This window comes from Microbulbifer bruguierae (genome assembly GCF_029869925.1).
GTDB classification, from domain to species: Bacteria; Pseudomonadota; Gammaproteobacteria; order Pseudomonadales; family Cellvibrionaceae; genus Microbulbifer; species Microbulbifer bruguierae.
Window position 1 is genome coordinate 4,225,858 of the sequence record NZ_CP118605.1, and the last position, 18,706, is coordinate 4,244,563.

The 18,706-nt window shown below is 55.1% G+C and carries 11 protein-coding genes; 8 read left to right on the forward strand and 3 right to left on the reverse strand.

Annotated features, from left to right (window positions below):
• Positions 1–2 precede the first annotated feature (2 nt).
• From PVT68_RS17255 to PVT68_RS17275, 5 genes are all read left to right on the forward strand, one after another.
• Positions 3–1,055, forward strand: coding sequence for an Ldh family oxidoreductase (locus tag PVT68_RS17255; protein ID WP_280320280.1), 1,053 nt, complete (start codon positions 3–5; stop codon positions 1,053–1,055).
• A gap of 143 nt (positions 1,056–1,198) precedes the next feature.
• The gene (locus tag PVT68_RS17260; protein ID WP_280320282.1) at positions 1,199–3,796 is read left to right on the forward strand and encodes a TonB-dependent receptor; all 2,598 of its coding nucleotides are present in this window, start codon (positions 1,199–1,201) and stop codon (positions 3,794–3,796) included.
• Between the two features lie 160 nt (positions 3,797–3,956).
• The gene (locus PVT68_RS17265) at positions 3,957–4,763 is read left to right on the forward strand and encodes a hypothetical protein (protein WP_280320284.1); all 807 of its coding nucleotides are present in this window, start codon (positions 3,957–3,959) and stop codon (positions 4,761–4,763) included.
• A 223-nt stretch (positions 4,764–4,986) separates the two neighbouring features.
• A complete protein-coding gene (locus tag PVT68_RS17270) occupies positions 4,987–6,441 on the forward strand; it encodes an amidase (protein ID WP_280320285.1) in 1,455 nt (484 codons plus the stop codon).
• A complete protein-coding gene (locus PVT68_RS17275) occupies positions 6,438–7,646 on the forward strand; it encodes a pyridoxal phosphate-dependent aminotransferase (protein WP_280320287.1) in 1,209 nt (402 codons plus the stop codon). The genes PVT68_RS17270 and PVT68_RS17275 overlap by 4 nt, the downstream gene beginning before the upstream one ends.
• 339 nt (positions 7,647–7,985) lie before the next feature.
• Here PVT68_RS17275 and PVT68_RS17280 read toward each other — a convergent pair whose 3' ends face one another.
• The 3 genes from PVT68_RS17280 to imuA form a co-directional block, all read right to left on the reverse strand.
• Positions 7,986–11,072 carry an error-prone DNA polymerase gene (locus tag PVT68_RS17280; RefSeq protein WP_280320290.1) on the reverse strand — a complete coding sequence of 1,029 codons (3,087 nt, stop codon included), beginning with the start codon at positions 11,070–11,072 and terminating at the stop codon, positions 7,986–7,988.
• A gap of 92 nt (positions 11,073–11,164) precedes the next feature.
• On the reverse strand, positions 11,165–12,670 hold the full coding sequence (locus tag PVT68_RS17285; RefSeq protein WP_280320292.1) for a Y-family DNA polymerase: 1,506 nt from the start codon (positions 12,668–12,670) through the stop codon (positions 11,165–11,167).
• A gap of 112 nt (positions 12,671–12,782) precedes the next feature.
• Entirely contained in the window at positions 12,783–13,469 is a 687-nt protein-coding gene (gene imuA, locus PVT68_RS17290; RefSeq protein ID WP_280320294.1) for a translesion DNA synthesis-associated protein ImuA, read from the reverse strand.
• 217 nt (positions 13,470–13,686) lie between these two features.
• Here imuA and dcd point away from each other — a divergent pair, with 217 nt between their 5' ends.
• From dcd to PVT68_RS17305, 3 genes are all read left to right on the forward strand, one after another.
• Positions 13,687–14,256 carry a dCTP deaminase gene (dcd, locus tag PVT68_RS17295; protein WP_280320296.1) on the forward strand — a complete coding sequence of 190 codons (570 nt, stop codon included), beginning with the start codon at positions 13,687–13,689 and terminating at the stop codon, positions 14,254–14,256.
• Between the two features lie 550 nt (positions 14,257–14,806).
• On the forward strand, positions 14,807–17,641 hold the full coding sequence (locus PVT68_RS17300; RefSeq protein WP_280320298.1) for a TonB-dependent receptor: 2,835 nt from the start codon (positions 14,807–14,809) through the stop codon (positions 17,639–17,641).
• A gap of 68 nt (positions 17,642–17,709) precedes the next feature.
• The gene (locus PVT68_RS17305) at positions 17,710–18,657 is read left to right on the forward strand and encodes a hypothetical protein (RefSeq protein ID WP_280320299.1); all 948 of its coding nucleotides are present in this window, start codon (positions 17,710–17,712) and stop codon (positions 18,655–18,657) included.
• Positions 18,658–18,706 lie beyond the last annotated feature (49 nt).

Consider the following 18,706-nt stretch of genomic DNA (forward strand, 5'->3'; position numbering starts at 1 on the left):
ACATGAGCGATCGCTATAGTGCAGAGGCGTTGAAAGGTTTCGCCAGTGCACTGTTTGCAAGTACGGGACTGGAGTCGGATCGTGCGGATGTTATGGCAGATACATTCCTGCAGGCGGATCTGATGGGATTCACTACGCATGGCTTGAACCGGGTTGCGAGTAACCTGCACTGGCTGCAGAGTGGCGCTTCGCGTAAACGTGGTGAACCCCATGTGCTGGCGGATCGCGGCAACTGTTTCAATTGGGATGCCGAGTTTCTGCCGGGGCCCTGGGTTGTCAACCTGGCGATTGACCAGGCGCTGGCGCGGGCGGGTGAATATGGTGTGGTCACTGCAACCATTCGCCGCAGCCAGCATATTGCCTGCCTGGCGGCCTACCTTCCGAAAATCGTCCAGGGCAATTGTGTGGGTATCCTGACCTGTTCGACGCCCGCTGAGCATACGGTTTCGCCACAGGGCAGTAAAACCGCGCTGTTTTCCGCAAACCCGATCGCCTTCTGTGCCCCGGCAGGGGATTACCCGCTGTTGTTTGACATCAGTATGTCGGTAACTGCGGGCGGCTATGTGTCTCGTGCTGCACGAGAAGGAAACATGCTGCCCCAGCAGTACCTAAAAGATAGTGATGGCAATTTATCGAATGATCCGCAGGCGTTTGCGCAAGGGGGTAGCATCCTGCCGGTTGGGGGTGTTGATCACGGCTACAAGGGCGCAGCGCTGTCGGCCATGCTGGAAGTTTTATCCATGGGACTCGGTGGGTATGGTCGTGGGGATATGGTGGCCGATGATGATGAAGCCAACTCGGTATTTCTGCAGATCATTGATCCATCAGCCTTTGGTAATAGTGAAAATTTTCTACGTCAGACCAGAGCGCTAATGCAGTTGTGGGAAGCCTGTGACAGCGATGATGATTCCGCCGTTCGTATCCCTGGACGGCGCGCGTGGCAGTTGCGAAAGGAGCAACTGCGAAACGGGGTGGAACTCTATCCAACCATCGTGGAAGATCTTCGCGGGCTGGCTGAATCGTACGCTTTGGATATGCCACCCCCGGTTAACTAGTTGCCAATCATCCCGTAACCATTTTTTCACTCTACCGTCACCTAAGTGGCGCATCTTTGTCATTTTGTCTGCGTATTGTTCCGTCCACCACACGGTGGGGCCAAGACCCCACCTTTTACGGCACATACGATTTGGGGGCAATCATGACAGTTTCTCGTCTTTCATTTCCGCTATCCGCACTGACACTGGCCATTCTGGCGAGTGGCAACACAGCGTTTGCGCAGCAGCAATCCGCTGATCCCGGACAAGCACAGCTGGAGGAAATCAGTGTGACCGGCCAGCGCCTTGCGCGTACCCGGTCACTGGATATCAAGCGCAATAGTGCGGTGGTAATGGACGCGCTGGCCACCGATGAACTTGGCCGGCTACCGGACAAGAATGCGGCGGAATCCCTGAACCGTTTGCCGGGTGTCTCGATTCTTATTGAAAAGGGCGAGGGACGCTTTGCCTCGATTCGTGGCATCAAACCGGACTGGAACCGGGTGAACGTAAACGGCTTTGTTACCGGCTCTCCGGAAAAGGATGGCAGCGGTCGTTCCATGCCGCTGGATTTGCTCGGTGGTGAATTGTTGCAGGGGGTTGAAGTCTACAAGGCCAAGACCGCGGATATGGACGGGGAAGGTATTGGTGGTGCGATCAATATTGTCACCAAGCGCCCACTGGCGGGGGAAGGGTTTGAAGCCACTGCCAATGTTCGTATGGGAATGGAAGAGGCGGATCAGGATAACCCTTATTATGATGGTAAAAATCCGCATAATTTTGATGTCGCCGCATCCGGGAAATTTTCTGAAAAACTGGGTTGGAACCTGGGCGCATCCTCAACCGCAAGGGAATATCTGGCCCAGGGAATTTATCAGGACGACTGGACAGTAATTGATGGCCTGGCATTTCCGGAGCAGTCGAAGAATAACTACTATGTTGTCGGCCGCGATCGTGCCACCCTTATCGGTGGCCTGGAATATCGCCTGAATGACAGTACGGATATTCTGGCGCAGGGCTTTTACAGTAATTTCGAAGAGTTTCAGCATCGCAACCGCTTCCGCCAGGGGGTAGAGCCGGATGCCGACCTGATTCTGGCAACCGCCGGAGATACCGTAACCATGGCCGAGGGCGCGAGCTATGTCCGTGCCGATGTACGTCGTGAGGACACGGAAAAGCAACTGGCCAATTTCAGCCTCGCGGCAACCACTGACCTGGATACCTGGCATTTTGACTACGGCATCAATATCAGCCGCAGCGAACTGCGCGAGACCAATTCTGAGTGGGACTTCCGCCAGCTCGGGAGTGTGGAACTCGGCCCTGATGCGTTTTTCATCAATGGCGAAGGGGTTGTGGAGTTCAGTGCTGGGGGTACACAGCACAATCTTGCAGACAACCTGCGCTTTCATTCCATGGGGCTTCAGGATGATCGCGTTGAACAGGATACGCGGAGCTTCAAACTCGATGCGGAGCATTTGTACCGTGTCGCCGGCGTAGACGCCACCTTGAAGATGGGTGTGAAATACACCGAAAGTGAAAAGCAGTTCGATTTCAATAGTCGCGAGTATGATGTGGCCCGGGTTGCAATCCGTGATTACTCGGTAACCGGTGGCAGCTTCCGCAACGATGTGGACGGCCAGATGCGCGATAACCTCTGGTTTGATCTCAGCGCGCTGAACCGCCTCTTTGAAAGCGACCCGGGCCTGTTCAGTGAAGCCGATAACCGCGCGGCCATTCTAGGGGGGGATCGCCTGGTAGAAGAGAATACTTCGGCGATCTATGGGATGAATACCTTCAGTCTGGATCAGCTGGACCTGATTGTCGGTCTGCGCTATGAACAGACGGATATTCGCTCCAGCGCGAAACAGCGGAATGCCGAGGGCGCATATTCGGATATCGCTATATCCGGGAACAGCGATGTGTTGCTGCCCTCTCTGGTGGCCAAGTATGTCATTCGCGATAACCTGATTGCTCGCGCCTCCTACACCACCAGTATGGGTCGTCCGGATTACGCGGACCTGAGCGCGGTTTCCCGTTTTTCCATCGACGATGATGGTGATGCGCTACTGTCGATCGGCAATCCTGACCTGAAACCTTATGAAGCGGATAATTACGACTTTTCCGTGGAGTGGTATCCCAGCGAGTCGAGCGTGGTGTCACTGGCCTGGTTCCGCAAGGATATCGACAACATCATCGTCAATGATGAAGTGCTGGTGGATGGTGGCGTATATCTGGGAAGCGATTACGGCGTTGAAGAACTTACCGTGCGCACGGTCAAGAATTCCGATACTGCCGATGTCGCCGGTTACGAGTTCAACGTACAACATCAGTTCAGCAATCTGCCGGCACCCCTGGATGGGTTGGGGGCGAGCTTTTCCTATACGAACATCGATGCGACTTTTTTCGACAGCAATCTGGGGGTTAACCGCAAGCTTGAGGGGCAACCGGAAGAAATTCAGAGCTTTACCCTGTTTTTCGAAAATTACGGTTTCTATGCGGGCCTTACTTACAACTACAACGCTTCGTTCCTGACCGATCTCAATAACCTGGAAGACCTGTCGGACGATATCGATCAGGGGGAGTTCGGGCGCTGGGATCTGCGCGCGTCCTATGTCGCTACTGATAAACTTTCTGTCTATCTGGATATCAACAACCTGAACAATGAACCGACGACGGAATTCCAGGGCGGCAACGAACGCTGGAATACCGAGTACGAGTATGTGGGTTCCAGCTACTATCTGGGCGCTACCTACGCGTTCTGATCGTTTCGCGGTTAATCAAGCCTCCCGATTCCGGGGGGCTTTTTTTATGATGGATGGAATTGCTGTGAATTATTTTATTTTTTTGTTTGTACTTGTATTGGCGACCGTCTCCGCCTCGCCGTGTTGGGCTGAAGATAAAAAAACGGTGTTGGACACGGTAGTGTTTGACACCTTTGACGCCCGTCAGGGGGTCGCGGTAGACCGCAATCATTTCTACGCGATCAATAATTTCCGTATCACCAAACACGACAAAACATCTGGCGAGGCCATTCTTCAGTGGGATGGGATCAGTGACGCGGGCCCACTGGTGCATCTGGACAGTGGCGTGGTCTGGAATGGCAAGCTGTATGCGGCGCACTCGAATTATCCCGCCTGGCCGATGGCCAGCTCGGTAGAAATCTGGGATACCAATACGCTTGAGCATGTGGGCAGCCACAGCTTCGGTATCGACCTGGGCTCGTTTACCTGGCTGGATCGGTGGCAGGGATTCTGGTGGGGTGGTTTCGGCAACTACGACAAGGTTCAGCGCGGCCAGGACCACCCCTACGGGCAGACGATCAATACCCAGGTGGTGAAAATGGATGACGACTTCCGGGTTCTGCAGCGTTGGACTCTACCTGCGAGTATTCTCGAGCGTATCGCACCGATGAGTAATTCCGGTGGAAGTTGGGGAGCGGACGGCTATCTCTATCTTACCGGGCATGATCACCCGGAAATCTACGTAGTTCAGTTGCCGGAACAGGGCGCCGCATTGCAGTGGGTTTCCACCGTATTAGCGCCAGAGATCCACGGGCAGGGCCTGGCCTGGGATCGAAGTGGCCCTGCAAACACGCTGTGGGGAATTCGCAAGCGCGATAGAAAGGTATTCCGAATGCAGATGCCGGAGATTTTACCCGGATCGCCTTTAACCCGGATAGGCCGTTTGGATGGCGTGCTGAGAGAGGGTGGTAATTTCAATCGGGAGTAATCGGGGCGGCTTGTTCGACGCGAATTTGCCTTAATTTCGTCAAATAGGCGCCAAGTGGAGCTAGGATAGGGGTTGGTTTGCAATAAATTTTGCAAAAACCATTCGTGTCCAGGTTTGATGTCGAGGCTTGGTGGCAATAGCTATTGAGCTGGTTGTACCGCCATAAGTTCGACCAATGATCTTGTGCTCGCAATAAGGAACTCGCAATAAGGAGAAAGTAACTATGGAAGATCTGCTCAGTATGACCGCGCTGGATCTGCTCAAGGGGTATCGCGAAAAACAGTTTTCCCCGGTAGATGCGACTCAGGCCATGCTCAGGCAGATCGAACGGTGTAATCAGGTGGTAAACGCCTACAACCTGGTTGATGCGGAAACCACACTCTCCAGCGCTCGTGAGTCGGAACAGCGTTATCAAACGGGAAATATCAAAGGTTTGCTTGACGGCGTACCCGTAGCCATCAAGGACGTATTTCTCACTCCCCAGTGGCCTACAATCAAGGGCTCAAAGACGATTGACCCCAACTCTACCCTGGGCAAGGAAGCCCCCAGCGTGGCTGCCCTCCGTCACCACGGTGCCGTTCCGCTGGGGAAAACCACTACGCCGGAATTCGGCTGGAAGGGGGTTACCGATAATCCCGTCGATGGCGTAACCCGCAATCCCTGGAATCCGGACAAAACCGCCGGAGGTTCCAGCGGTGGCAGTGCCGCGGCGGTGCCATTGGGTATGGGGCCACTGGCGCTGGGGACCGATGCCGGCGGCTCGATCCGTATCCCCGCGGGGTTTAGTGGACTGGTCGGCCTTAAACCCAGCTTTGGCGAGGTCCCTCACTGGCCCGCCAGCCCATTTGGCACACTCGCCCACGCCGGCCCGATGACCTGGACCGTGGCAGATTGCGCACTGCTGATGAATGTATTGACCGAAGCGGACTGTCGGGATACCAATGCCGTTCCCCGCCGTAATATCGACTACCTGGCGGCAATTGATGGCGAGCCGGAGGAGCTGCTACGCGGTGTGCATATTGCCTTCAGTACCACGCTGGGTTATGTCAATGTCAATCCGGAAGTGGAGCAGGCGGTGCGCCATGCCGCCGAACTTCTGCAATCCCTGGGGGCGGAGGTAACGGAAGTGGCTCCGGGCTTTGATGATCCGCTGGCCGCCTTCGGCCATCTTTTTTATGGCGGTGCGGCGAATGCTTTGCGCGGTGTTGGCAAGAAACAGCGCCTGGATATGGATCCTCAACTTGTGGCGGTTTCCGAAAAGGCGGCGCAACTGTCTATGCTCGACTATCTCGAAGCCGTGAACGAACGCGCGGCATTGAGTGAGCGCATGGCGGCCTTCCACAAAAAATACGATCTGTTGCTGACGCCCACCTTGCCGATTACTGCTTTCAAGGCCGGTCGCGAAGTACCGGAAGACTGGCCCAGCACCCGCTGGCCATCCTGGACGCCGTTCACCTATCCCTTCAACATGACCGGACAACCGGCCATTTCCGTTCCCTGTGGATTTGATCGCGAAGGGTTGCCCATTGGTCTGCAGTTGGTGGCCGCACGTTTTAACGATGCCGCTGTTCTACGGGCGGCCCAGGCGTATCAGCTGGCGGCGCCGCTGACGGACACGCGCCCGGAATTGTTTTATGCGCACACAGCGCAGGGCGGTCAGCTGGAGGCAAATCCGTGAGCCGGCTGGATTTCGATTTTTACGAGTCGGAAGATCCGGTCTGGAATCCTGCATTACTGACCATTCCAGTGCCCGGTATCCGCAAAATGGTCAATATGGCCGCGTCCATGGAGGATGTGATCCACCTTTCCATCGGGCAACCGGATGCGCCCACACCACCGCATGTGGTGAACGCTGCAGTGGATGCACTCAATGCAGGCCAGACCGGCTACACCATGGATGCGGGGTTGCCGGAATTGTTGGACGCGCTGGCGGAATATTATGGCGAGCGCTCTGGCCGTGCGCTGTCTCCGGAAAACATACTGATTACGACCGGTGCCACCGAAGCCATCTATCTCGCGCTTACCGCGGTATCCGCGCCGGGGCGGGAATTTATTGTGCCGGATCCCTCGTTCATGCTGTACGCACCACTGATCCGTATGAACGGCGGGGAGGTGAAATATATCCCGACGAGGGCGGAAAACAATCATCAGTTGGACCCGCAGGAAGTGATTGATGCAATCGACAGCAACACCCACGCGATCATCCTGAACTCGCCCAGTAATCCTACCGGAACCGTTTATCCGCGGGAAACTGTCGAAACCATTGTGCAGGAAGCCGCGTATCGCGGGATCTACGTCATCAGTGATGAAGTCTACGACCACCTGATTTACGACGAGCGCGGTTACCACAATTACGCCAGTGTGCTGTCCTGCTGCTCGGACCTGGATCATGTGATGGTGATCAGCAGCTTTTCCAAAACATTCAGCATGGCGGGCATGCGTATCGGCTGGCTGATTGCCAGCCAGGGCGCAATTCGCAAGTTGCGTCGCTACCATATGTTTACCACTACGGTGGCCAACACGCCCTGCCAGTGGGCCGGGGTGGCGGCATTGAAAGGAGACCGTCGTTTTATTGGCGATGTGGTGGATACGTATAAACGGCGCCGTAATCGTTTGGTAGAACTGGTGGACGAAACCCCATTTTTGGAAGGCTATGTTCCAGAGGGCGCCTTCTATATGTTTCCGGCTTTACCTGCCGGGGTGAATGGCAATAATGTTGCCTTGCGTCTGTTGCGGGAAACCGGTGTCTGCACCATTGCCGGCGATACCTTCGGTGAGGGCAGCCGCAATGCACTGCGGTTTAGCTACGCGACGTCAATCGAAAATATCGAACGTGCCTTTGAGCGGATTATTCCGTGGATGGAAAAGCAGGACTTTGGTTGATCGGTACACCTTTGTTTACTCTTCGGTTGCGTCCTGCACTCGCATAAAAATACGAAAAACCAACCAATAATCAGAATAGGGAGAGATTGCGCATGGAAGTCAATTTGTGGACATTTTTGAGTATCTGCGTCATTTTCAGTTTGGTGTTTGTAATGTTCATCCTGTATCTGGGGCACAAAAGGGCAATCAAACTACTGGAGCTTGAGGCCATAAAGGAAGCCAACAAAAAAATACCTGCTGAGGGAAATGGACTGGGTTAGGATCTTTTGTTCTTCCGGGACGACGGATCTTTCGTGGAGTTTTTAATAAGCACAGAACTAATAAGCACAGAACAGACTTTTAGTGGAAGCTTCTGACACTCTGGATTTCGCTCCACTTCAGGCAGTGCAGCTTGCGCCCGACGAGATGAATTACGGAATAGCTTTTCCCGCCTGCTTCGCTACTGATCTGCAATTGCCCCTCTACCAATAAGATATTTCCCCCCTTGATTTCCGCCCTGTAGCGCTGTTGTACCTGTTCCCACAACACCACGTTGACTACCCCTGTTTCATCTTCGAGTGTCAGAAACATCACCCCCGAGGCGCTACCGGGGCGTTGTCGGCAGGTTGTGAGTCCCAGAATTTTAATCGGCTGGCCGTCCCGGCAATCTGGCAGGTCGCAGGCCCGGTAGAGATTGCGGTACTGGAGTTGTTTGCGCAGCAGGGCGATGGGATGTTCACGCAGGCTTAGACCGGTACTGGTGTAATCACTGTAGGTATTGTCTTCCAGGGAGTTATCCGGAAGGTGAGTACTGGCGGGGAGGTTTTCCAGCTGCAAGCTCAGGGCCTGCCAGGTATTTTGATAGCGGTTTTCCTCCAGGGTGTGGAAGCTGTTGGCACTGGCGAGGGCGGCGCGTTGCTCCGGGGCAATGGCGACGCGGCAATGGAAGTCCTGCAGACTGGTGAAGGGCCGCTGTTGAGCCTGGGCGGCGATGGCCTCAGCGGTTTCCGGTTTGAGCCCTTTGATCAGGCGCATGCCCAGCCTCAGTCGTGGGGTACTGGCATCCCGCCCGCTGCGAGACGCCGGAAATTCCAGGGTGTGATCCCAGTGGCTGTGCTGCACATCGATAGGAAGCACGGTGACGTTGTGGCGCTGGGCGTCGTACACCAGCTGTGCGGGTGCGTAGAAACCCATGGGCTGGCTGTTGAGCAGGCCGCAGTAAAAGGCGGCTGGGTGGTGGCATTTGATCCAAGCGGAAAAATAGGCCAGCAGGGCGAAGCTGGCGGAATGGGATTCGGGGAAGCCGTAAGAGCCGAAACCTTTCATCTGCTCGAACAGCTGCTCGGCAAACTCGCTGCTGTAACCATTGGCGAGCATGCCATCAATCAGCTTTTCCCGAAACTGGAGCAGGTTGCCATTCTTGCCCCAACTGGCCATGGCGCGACGCAGGGAATCCGCCTCGCCACCGCTAAAGCCTGCGGCGACCATGGAGAGCTTGATTACCTGCTCTTGAAAAATTGGTACTCCCAGGGTGCGCTCCAGTACCGGGCGCAGGCTTTCATGGGGATAGCGCAGGGCCTCCAGTTTTTGCTTGCGCCGCAGGTAGGGGTGGACCATGCCGCCCTGGATGGGGCCCGGACGCACGATCGCGACTTCAATCACCAGTTCGTAAAATCGGCGCGGTTGCAGGCGCGGCAGCATACTCATCTGGGCGCGGGACTCGACCTGGAACACGCCGACGGTATCCGCCCGACACAGCATTTCATAGGTTTTTCCACAGTCCGGAGGAATGTCCTGTAAACGCATTTTTTTGCCATACAGGGATATATACGCAAGGGATTTACGCAGGGCGGTGAGCATACCGAGGGCGAGGATATCTACCTTCATCAGTTTCAGGTCTTCGATATCTTCCTTGTCCCACTGCACGATAGTGCGCTCATCCATGGCCGCATTTTCAATCGGTACCAGTTGATGCAGTGGTTGTTCAGTAATCACGAAACCACCCACATGCTGGGACAGGTGCCGGGGAAAGCCGTAGATCTGTTCCAGTAATACCGGCAGCATTTTGCCCGCGGTGCTGCCTGGAGCGATACCGGCTTTGTGCATTTGCCGGGGGAAATCTTCCAGTTTGTCCCACCAGGTACGCTCCGCCTGCAGGTGCTTGATCGTGGCGGCGCTGAGACCCAGGGCTTTGCCGATATCTCGCAGTGCGCTTTTGAAGCGGTAGGTGATTTTGGTGGCCGCGAGTCCGGCACGCTCGCGGCCGTATTTGCGGTAGATGTACTGGATGATTTCCTCGCGCCGTTCGTGTTCGAAATCCACATCGATATCCGGTGGCTCGTTGCGTTCACGAGAGATAAAACGCTCGAACAGAAGGCCGATTTTGTGTGGGTCAATCTCGGTGATCAGCAGGCAGTAACAGACCACCGAATTGGCGGCGGAACCGCGGCCCTGATAAAGAATATGCTGAGTGCGGGCAAAGCGGACGATGTCGTAAATGGTGAGAAAATAATGCTCGTAGTGTAGTTCTGCGATCAGTGCCAGCTCGGTTTCTATCTGCTCCCGAATCCGCGGCTCCGGCCCCCGGGGCCAGCGGAGCCTGATGCCGGCCTGTACCAGCTCGCGCAGGTAGTCACTGGCATTCCTACCGGCCGGCAGTACTTCCGATGGATATTGATAGCGCAGTTCCGACAGACAGAAGTTGCACTTCCCGGCAATGGCGAGCGTATTCGCGATGGCGTTGACAGGATAGAGGCTTTCGATTTCCGTCAGGGATCGCAGATAGCGCTCGGCGTTCTGTTCCAGGTGGTAGCCCAGCTGATCCAGAGTGCAGTTGTGGTAATTGGCATTGAGCACATCCTGCAACGGTTTGCGGCTGCGGTTGTGCATCAGTACCGCGCTGGTGGCGACCAGTGGCAGAGCCTGTACATGGGAAAATTCCATCAGCTCGTGCAGGTGCAGGTTGTGTTGTGGTTGCAGGCGATTGTTGAGGGCGATATAGAGCCGGTCCTTGAAGTGGATTTTCAGTATTGATGGAATTTCCAGAGACATACTGGAGGGCAGCCAAAGGCAGAGAGCACGTTGACAGTGTTGCGTGATATCGCTGATAAAAGTCTGGTATTGCCCTTTTTCCGTGCGTAGGCGTGAGGTGCTGATCAGCTGGCAGATTTCGCTGTAGGCAGCCCTGTCCGGGGCCAGTAATACCAGTTGCTGGTTTGCATCCTCGAGCCGGAAAAAACTGCCGTATATCAGCTTGAGCTGGCTGCCCTCGGCTTTCCATTTTTGCAGCTCGGAATAGGCGCGGACTACACCGGCCATGGAGCATTCATCGGTAATGGCGATGGCGCTATAGCCTAGCTTGTGTGCGGTCGCGATCAGCTCCTGCGGGTGTGAGGCACCCTGCAGAAATGAAAAATTGCTCTGACAGAAAAGTTCGGCGTACTGCATACCGATAAATATCCGATATCGTCCTACCGGCACGTGCCGGTCTTCAATGTGTGGCCACACTGGTTGGGGGGGGAAGATGGGCGCAGGGCTGTTTATGAATAAACCCCGTGCAGATACCACTCCTCTGAAGTCAGATCCTGAAACACCCAGTAAAGGCTGCCCTGTTCACTGCGGGCGATGTAGTAGTCGCGGGCGTGGCGGTGGTGTTGCCACCAGTAGCCATCTATGCGCTCGGGACCCTGGAGCAGTTGTAGTTCGCCATCGTAAAAAAGTCTGTGGTCCCGCTGGTGAATTTTGTCGGGGCGTGACAGTAGCCAGCTGGGGCGGGGGGCGCTTACGGGGGCCAGTTGGTGGCCCCGCTGGCGGCTCTGCAGGGTGAGGCTGTCGGCGCTGGCCCAGGCCTGTTCCGGCAGATAACTTTCCTTGAGGGTGACGCCGGACAGCGCCTGGTGACCCAGGCGGGCCTTGAGCTTGTCGATCAGCTGATAAGTGTCGTGCAGTGTGCTGCCTTCGTCGAAAAAATCTTCCCGCAGGGATTGCGCCTCCAGCGGACGCAACTGTTGGCACTTGAGGCCCAGGGCCTGTACTGGCTCCGGGAGCTCTACCCGCTCCAGCTGCAGTTTGGTCAATGCAATCAGGCGCTGGGGATCGAACAGAGGGCGAGACAGCGCGACGTTGACCTCCTGAGTGCCGCGACTGCCGAAGTTGAGCACCCAGCACAGTTGCGGACTGTATAGCTGGCGACGCTGCAGCTGCCGACAGAGTTCGCGCACCAGTCGGCCGGCGGGGAACAGCAGTTGTTCGCTGTTATCCAGTGGGCTGGGGAAAAACAGCTCGCTGTGGAATTCTGGTGCCGGTTGGTAACTGGCAACCGGATCCGGGCGGGTGCCGTTGAGCCGCGCGAGATAGTCGATGAAGTTGCGTCCGAAGCGGTTTCCCACTTCAGACAGGGGAATGGCGAGCAGCTGGCTCACCCGTTTGATACCACTGGCATAGAGTTTGGCGATGGCCTTGTTACTGCAGTCCAGCAGTTTACTGGGGGCGAAGCTGATCCACTGGCGCCATTGTTGGGGCGAGGGGGCGGTACCGGTTTCTGCCAGCCACTGGCGGTGTTCCGGTAACTGGCTGAGCAGGTGTGCCGCGCTGGGGCTGTGGCCGAGCCCCATAAAGTGGGTAACGCGCATTTTGTGTAGTTCTTTGCCCAGCTGTAGCAGCAGGGGGGCGAGTCCGCCATGGGCTTTAAGGCTTCCGCTCAGTTCCAGGTATAGGCAGGCAGGGTTGTTATCCTGCTGGCTTTTGCTTTGCTCGGCACTGCGGGGAGAGACCACCGGTGTAAAGCTGTAGGCCCACTGAGCCAGTTGCCGTAACAGTTGTTCTTCCCGTTCACTATCCCGTTCCAGTAGTTGCAATTCCGCACAATAGGCACAGGCTGTGGCGATGCTGAGGCCGGGTTCTATGTTGTGGTTACCGGCGGCGAGGTTCGCTTCGATCACCAGGTTGCTCTGGGTTACCGCCAGGGGGACGGTATCACCGGCGCGGTGAGCGCGGGTGAGGGCTTCCAGGGGGAGCTTGGGAAGTTGGATACAGAGCCAGAGCATGGGGTGCCTTTCTGATTCCTGTCTGTAGGAGCCTGCTTGCAGGCGAAGGGGTACCACGGACTTCTCTTGTTCGCCTGCAAGCAGGCTCCTACAGGATGGTTGTGTGGTTCGTTCAGTGCAGTGGCTGGTCGCGCCGGGTGAGGTTGGGGCTGCGTGGCAGATGAACACGCTGGCCGGACCGGCCGTTCAACTGCTTCAACAGCTGGATTGCCAATTGCTCACCGTCGCTCCGCAGTTGCAGCCGCAGGGACGCAGGGGAGGGCGCGCTGGCGCAGGAACCGGGGCGGAAGTGGAAGTGCAGGCAATCGCCTTCCCGTGCGGCAATCTGTAGCCGTCGCAGATCTTTGTCTGCGGGGTTTTCTTTCCCCTGCCAGCTGACCAGGGCGCCGCAGGCCCCGGACTGCAGGCTCTGCTCTGCCGCCCACAGCTGATCCCGCTGGCCTCTGGGGTGCAGAATCAGGAGCTTTTCCAAGCGGACACCGGCCTGTACCAGGGCGGGAGCGTAGGGAATATGGGGGGGAGCGATCAGGACCACCATACGGTTCTGGCGGGTCATTTCTGCCAGGGTCGGCAGAATCAGGCTGATTTCGCCAATACCGCCCTTGTCTAGCAGCAGCTCACTGGTGGCACCGCGCGGCCAGCCGCGGTTGCTCAGCAAGGCATCCAGACCGCGATAGCCTGTGCTGATGCCCGTGCGGAGCTGGCGCTGCTGACTGGCCAGTTGCCAGATATCCGGCCGGGAAAGTAGCTGTTGTAGCGGCTGTTTTTCGGACGGTTCACTTAACTGATTGTTTTGCATGAAGTTTTCGGCGCTGTTCACGGTCTGCTTGCTCCCCGGGGGTGGTTTGCTGGATGTGCATACAGTATTTACTGTCGATTTATACAGTAGTCATCCAGTGTCGGCAAGCCTGTACCAGTTAGGTTGACACTTTTTTGCACAGGACAAACCGGCTATGATTCGGCCTCTTTTAATGACCACCAGAAATGGGCCAAGACCAGACAAGCGAGGGGACAGGGTGAGTATCAAATCCGATAAGTGGATTCGTCGTATGGCAGAAAGTGAGGGCATGATCGAGCCCTTCGAGCCGGGCCAGGTACGCCACGGGGAGTCTGGCGATCGGCTGATCTCTTACGGGACGTCCAGCTACGGCTATGACGTACGCTGCGCCAGTGAGTTCAAGATCTTCACTAATGTGCACTCCGCCACCGTGGACCCCAAGGCGTTTGACGAAGACAGCTTTGTGGACGTGACCGGTGATTACTGTGTCATCCCGCCCAACTCCTTCGCGCTGGCGCGCACGGTTGAGTATTTCCGCATCCCGCGCTCTGTCCTGACCATTTGCCTGGGCAAGTCGACTTATGCCCGTTGCGGCATCATCGTCAATGTGACCCCGCTGGAGCCGGAGTGGGAGGGGCACGTGACCCTCGAGTTCTCGAACACCACCAATCTGCCGGCGAAGATCTACGCTAACGAAGGCGTGGCACAGATGCTGTTCTTCGAATCTGACGAGATCTGTGATGTGTCCTACAAGGACCGCGGTGGCAAATATCAGGGGCAGCGAGGCGTGACCCTGCCGAAGACCTGATCCGCGCTCTGAAGGGCGATCTATCTGCCCGGGCTTAGCCCCGGGCATTTGTGCAAGCCTGTTATTACCCTCGTTCCTTACTTCTCATCACCTGACTTCTCACCATCTTACTTCTCACCACCTGACTCCCCGAGCCGCTGCCACAAACGGTATCGGTGAACATCGATAACCCGGTTTCGCCCTTCTCTTTATCCGCTTCATGGAAGCTGTTTGGTCTCTGGTACGCACTGAACCCGCACCCTCTGGCTGGACTAAGCGCGTATGATGTGATGTCCTTTTCCTAACATTTTTGTTTAAAATCAATAGGTTACTGGTTGGTTCACTTCTTTGGTCAAAGTGGGTCGGGTCATTTTTCCCATATTTCGCGAAGTGAGGCGCTGCGATATCAGTGCTATGGGCTAATGGCAGCCATGGCCAAGGCGATAAGTCCATAGATCCACACGCAGTTCGTATGAAAGAGGTGGAATACGAAGCCGCACAAAGACGTATCGATGGATAACTATAAGAAAACTGCGGTGCTGCGCTCACTCATATTCAGGAGAAAAATAAGATGTTTGTGAAGACGAAATTATCCGCTGCAATTATCGGGGTCGTATCCACGTTTTCCGCTGGCGCCTTTGCGCTACAGGCGGACAAACCGGTGGAATCAGAAGAGGGGTTACTTGAAGAAGTTGTTGTAACCGGTATTGCCGCCAGTGTTGAGCGCAGCATCGACCGCAAGCGAGTAAACAAACTGATTTCGGACGGTATCTCTGCCGAGGACCTGGGCAAGTTTCCGGATAACAATATTGCCGACTCGCTGCAGCGAGTATCCGGTGTTGCCATTGACCGCTCCAGTGGCGAAGGGCGCTACGTCAGCATCCGTGGTCTGGGCCCCGACTTTTCTGCGGTTTTGGTCAATGGCCGTTCTCCGGCGACAGAAAACGAAGAGCGGGCCTTCAGCTTCGACACCCTGGCTGCAGAGCTGGTCAGCCGGGTGGATGTCTTTAAAACCACCGATGCGGGTCTCAAAGAAGGCGGGCTCGGTGGTACCGTGGATATTGTGACTGCGCGGCCGTTTGACTTTGACGGCTTCAAGTTCGCTGGCAGTATGAAGGGAATGTACGAGGGTAACAGTGGCGACACCCGCCCGCAGGGTTCCTTTATCGTCAGCAACACCTTTGATGAAGGCCGGTTTGGTGTGCTCGCATCTGTGACCTATCAAGAGCGCTCTACCGGAAAATACACCGTCAAGAACGAGTACATTGCCGATACCGATCTTGAGCCTTTCCTGACATTCACCGACCCGAGCCAGGGTTGGGCCGGGGGATATGCCTATTCCGGTGACGGTCTGGATGAGGATACCTATCGTGTTCAGAGCATTTACGCGGGTGCCGTCGAAGAGCAGCGCAAGCGCGTGGGCGGCAACCTGGTATTGCAGGCGCGGCCTACCGATGAGCTGGTACTCACCGCGGATGTGATTTACTCCGATTACAGTATTTCGAGCAAAGAGTATTCAACCGGTTCCTACCTCTGGGCACCGACCCTGTCGGACGTCAATCAGGTGGATGAAAATGGTTACTACAGTGTTCTCAATCACGGGTATGACGACGGCTATAACATCAGTGGTTACGCCCACCTGCTGACCACTACCGAGCGGCCGACAACCTCGAGTATCGGCGGTTTCAATGCGGAGTGGACACCTGCGGATAACGTTACCGTTGTTGCCGATATTTCCCACTCCGAAGCCGAGCTGGATAACCGCGGACTCGACCGTCTGTATATTCTTGAGTTCCTCAATCGTCCCGGTTACATCGTGACCTCTGACGGCGGCATCCCGGAATTTGAATACAAGGATATCGACGCTATTCAGCCGGAGATGGGCAGCCAGAACATGCAGGATCTGCGCGCCCGGATTTCATCCAACGATGGCGTATATAACAAGGGCATCAATGATGAATACCAGCTCGACGTTACCTGGGAACCGTCCGGCTCCAACTTTACCAGTGTGAGATTCGGCTTCAACAACACCATCGCGGAAAAGCAGACGGAATATTGGCAGACCCCTGACCTTATTCGCCGTATGTACCACGGGCTGGCTACCGGTCAGGAAATAGATTACGCAAGTATTGTTACCGGTATTAAAAGCGTGGACACCGACTTCGGTGGCCTGATTAACGATGTGTATATGATTGATCCGGCGGCCTACCGGGAGTGGATGGCGAACAACCTGGATGGTCGTACCAGGGCCGGTACCGCAACCGGGATTGCCTCCAAGGAAGCCTTCCTCGCCAATGGCAGCAGCTGGGCTGCGGTAAAGTCGAATGATTCGTACACACTGGAGGAGAACGTCTTCTCCACATATCTGGAAGCAGATTACAGCACCTATGTCTTCGACATGCCGCTGGAACTGAACGCGGGCATTCGCTATACCTCGACCACGCTGACCTCTGATGGCACAAGTGCCGTGCTTTCTGGTCTGGAGCGCGAATCCACGGGGGAAGGGCAACCGCCTTCGCCCTGGCTGGTGCAGATTATGGACGACGAAGCCGGTACACCGGTAGAAGTTGAAAATGATTATGAAAACTGGCTGCCTTCCTTAAACGCGACGCTACAGGTAAATGATGATTTCTACATTCGCGGCGCCGTCAGCCAGACACTGACGCGCCCGACACTGTCAGCGCTTGCACCTTATGTTTCGTACAGCACCACCACCACATCCACCCGTAATGCCATGGGCGGTAACCCGGACCTGAAGCCGTTCCGCTCAACCAACTACGACATGTCGTTCGAGTACTACTTCGACCGATCAAGTATTCTGGCGCTTGCCCTGTATAAGAAAGACATCAAGGATTACATCGTTCGACGTACGGAAACGGAAGTTTTTGAAGGTCTGGATGTAGAGGATCCGGCCTGGAAAGAGTTCAATGTCACCCGGCCACGTAATACCAAGTCTGCCACCATTGAAGGTATGGAAATCAACTTTACTCATGCCTTTGATAACGGACTTGGCTTCACCGCGAATTACACCATCGTGGATAGCAGCGCTACACTCAGCGACTCCGATGATGTAGAGCAGTTTGCTTTGCCGGGGCTCAGTGATACCGGAAATGTCTCGGTATTTTACGGTAAGGATCGTTTCCAGGGGCGCGTCGCTTACAATTACCGTACCAATTTCGTCGGCATTGTATTTAGTGGCCCCTCCAACGAACCCGTTCACTACGATGATTTTGGAACCGTGGATGTCAATTTCAGTTATGACCTGACGGACAATATCACTACCTTCCTGCAGGGGATTAATATCACCGGTGAGACCATTAACAAATATGGTCGCTATAAAAATCAATTCATTGGATATGAAGATTTCGGGTCTCTCTACACCTTGGGTCTTCGCGCCAGTTTCTGATTCACCTTGTACTTGGGTCCGGGTAAAACCGGACCTCTTTTTATAACGCTAATAAGGTGGGTGGATTTGTGCGTGCGAGAAAAACTATTGCCTTGCTGATAAAAGGCATCATCCTGTCTCTATACACCAGCTTTGCTGTCAGCCAATCATCGGCGTTTATTGGTGGACACTGTGTTTCCATCAATGGAATGTACGTTTATCTGGGGAATGGCGAAGACGGCATACTCGGAAACTTCGAGCGAGAAACAGCGCTCTTGGAGTTTTCAAAGAAAAATGGTGTTAATTATTTGATATTTTACAGCCTGGAGGGCGTTGGCAGTGATAGTGCACGTCAATCTCAGCTTGCGAGCCTGATCTCCAGAGGCCGTCAATCTTACGGTATTGAAGAAGTAGGCGCAGCACTGGGTTCTTCGTACGGCGCGGACGAAATCGCAGCGTATAACAATGGGCATAGTGCACAGGAAAAGGTTGACGTATTAAACCTGGAGTTTGAATTTTGGAATACTCCGGAAAGAACGGAAGCATTTAATGATGCACTACAGATTCTGAATCATTTTAGGTCCGTTGCTTCCCTGCAAAATATGCAAACGGAGATCTATGTTGGCTGGATAACGGAAGCCGAAGGGATCAGTCTTGCCAGTGCGGTGGATCGAGTTTTGGTGCATTTCTATCGTCAAAATGATACGGATATCATTAATTATGGTCTTGAAAGGCTCCAGTACCTTGGTTCTGGGGCTTCCCCGGTTAAAGTGGCACCAATCTTCTCCAATGAAGGCCCGGATAACACAGGTGATCCAACGGCATACTTTATGGGTCCCTGGCTGGAAGACCATTCCATGGATCAACCGTATAAATCCTGGATGACTGGTTATCAACAGCTGACTGGTGACTGGAAGCAGAATGTAGAGGTAATGGGGGGGACATGGTTCCTTTATAACTACTTTGCAGATATCCAGAACTTTGATCAGAATACTATTCTCTCCCAGCCACAGAAGAACAGTGCGTGTGCGGGATAAGCTGGACGGTAAGTGCCTGTCAGGGCATGGAAGTAGGTTGAAATAAGTG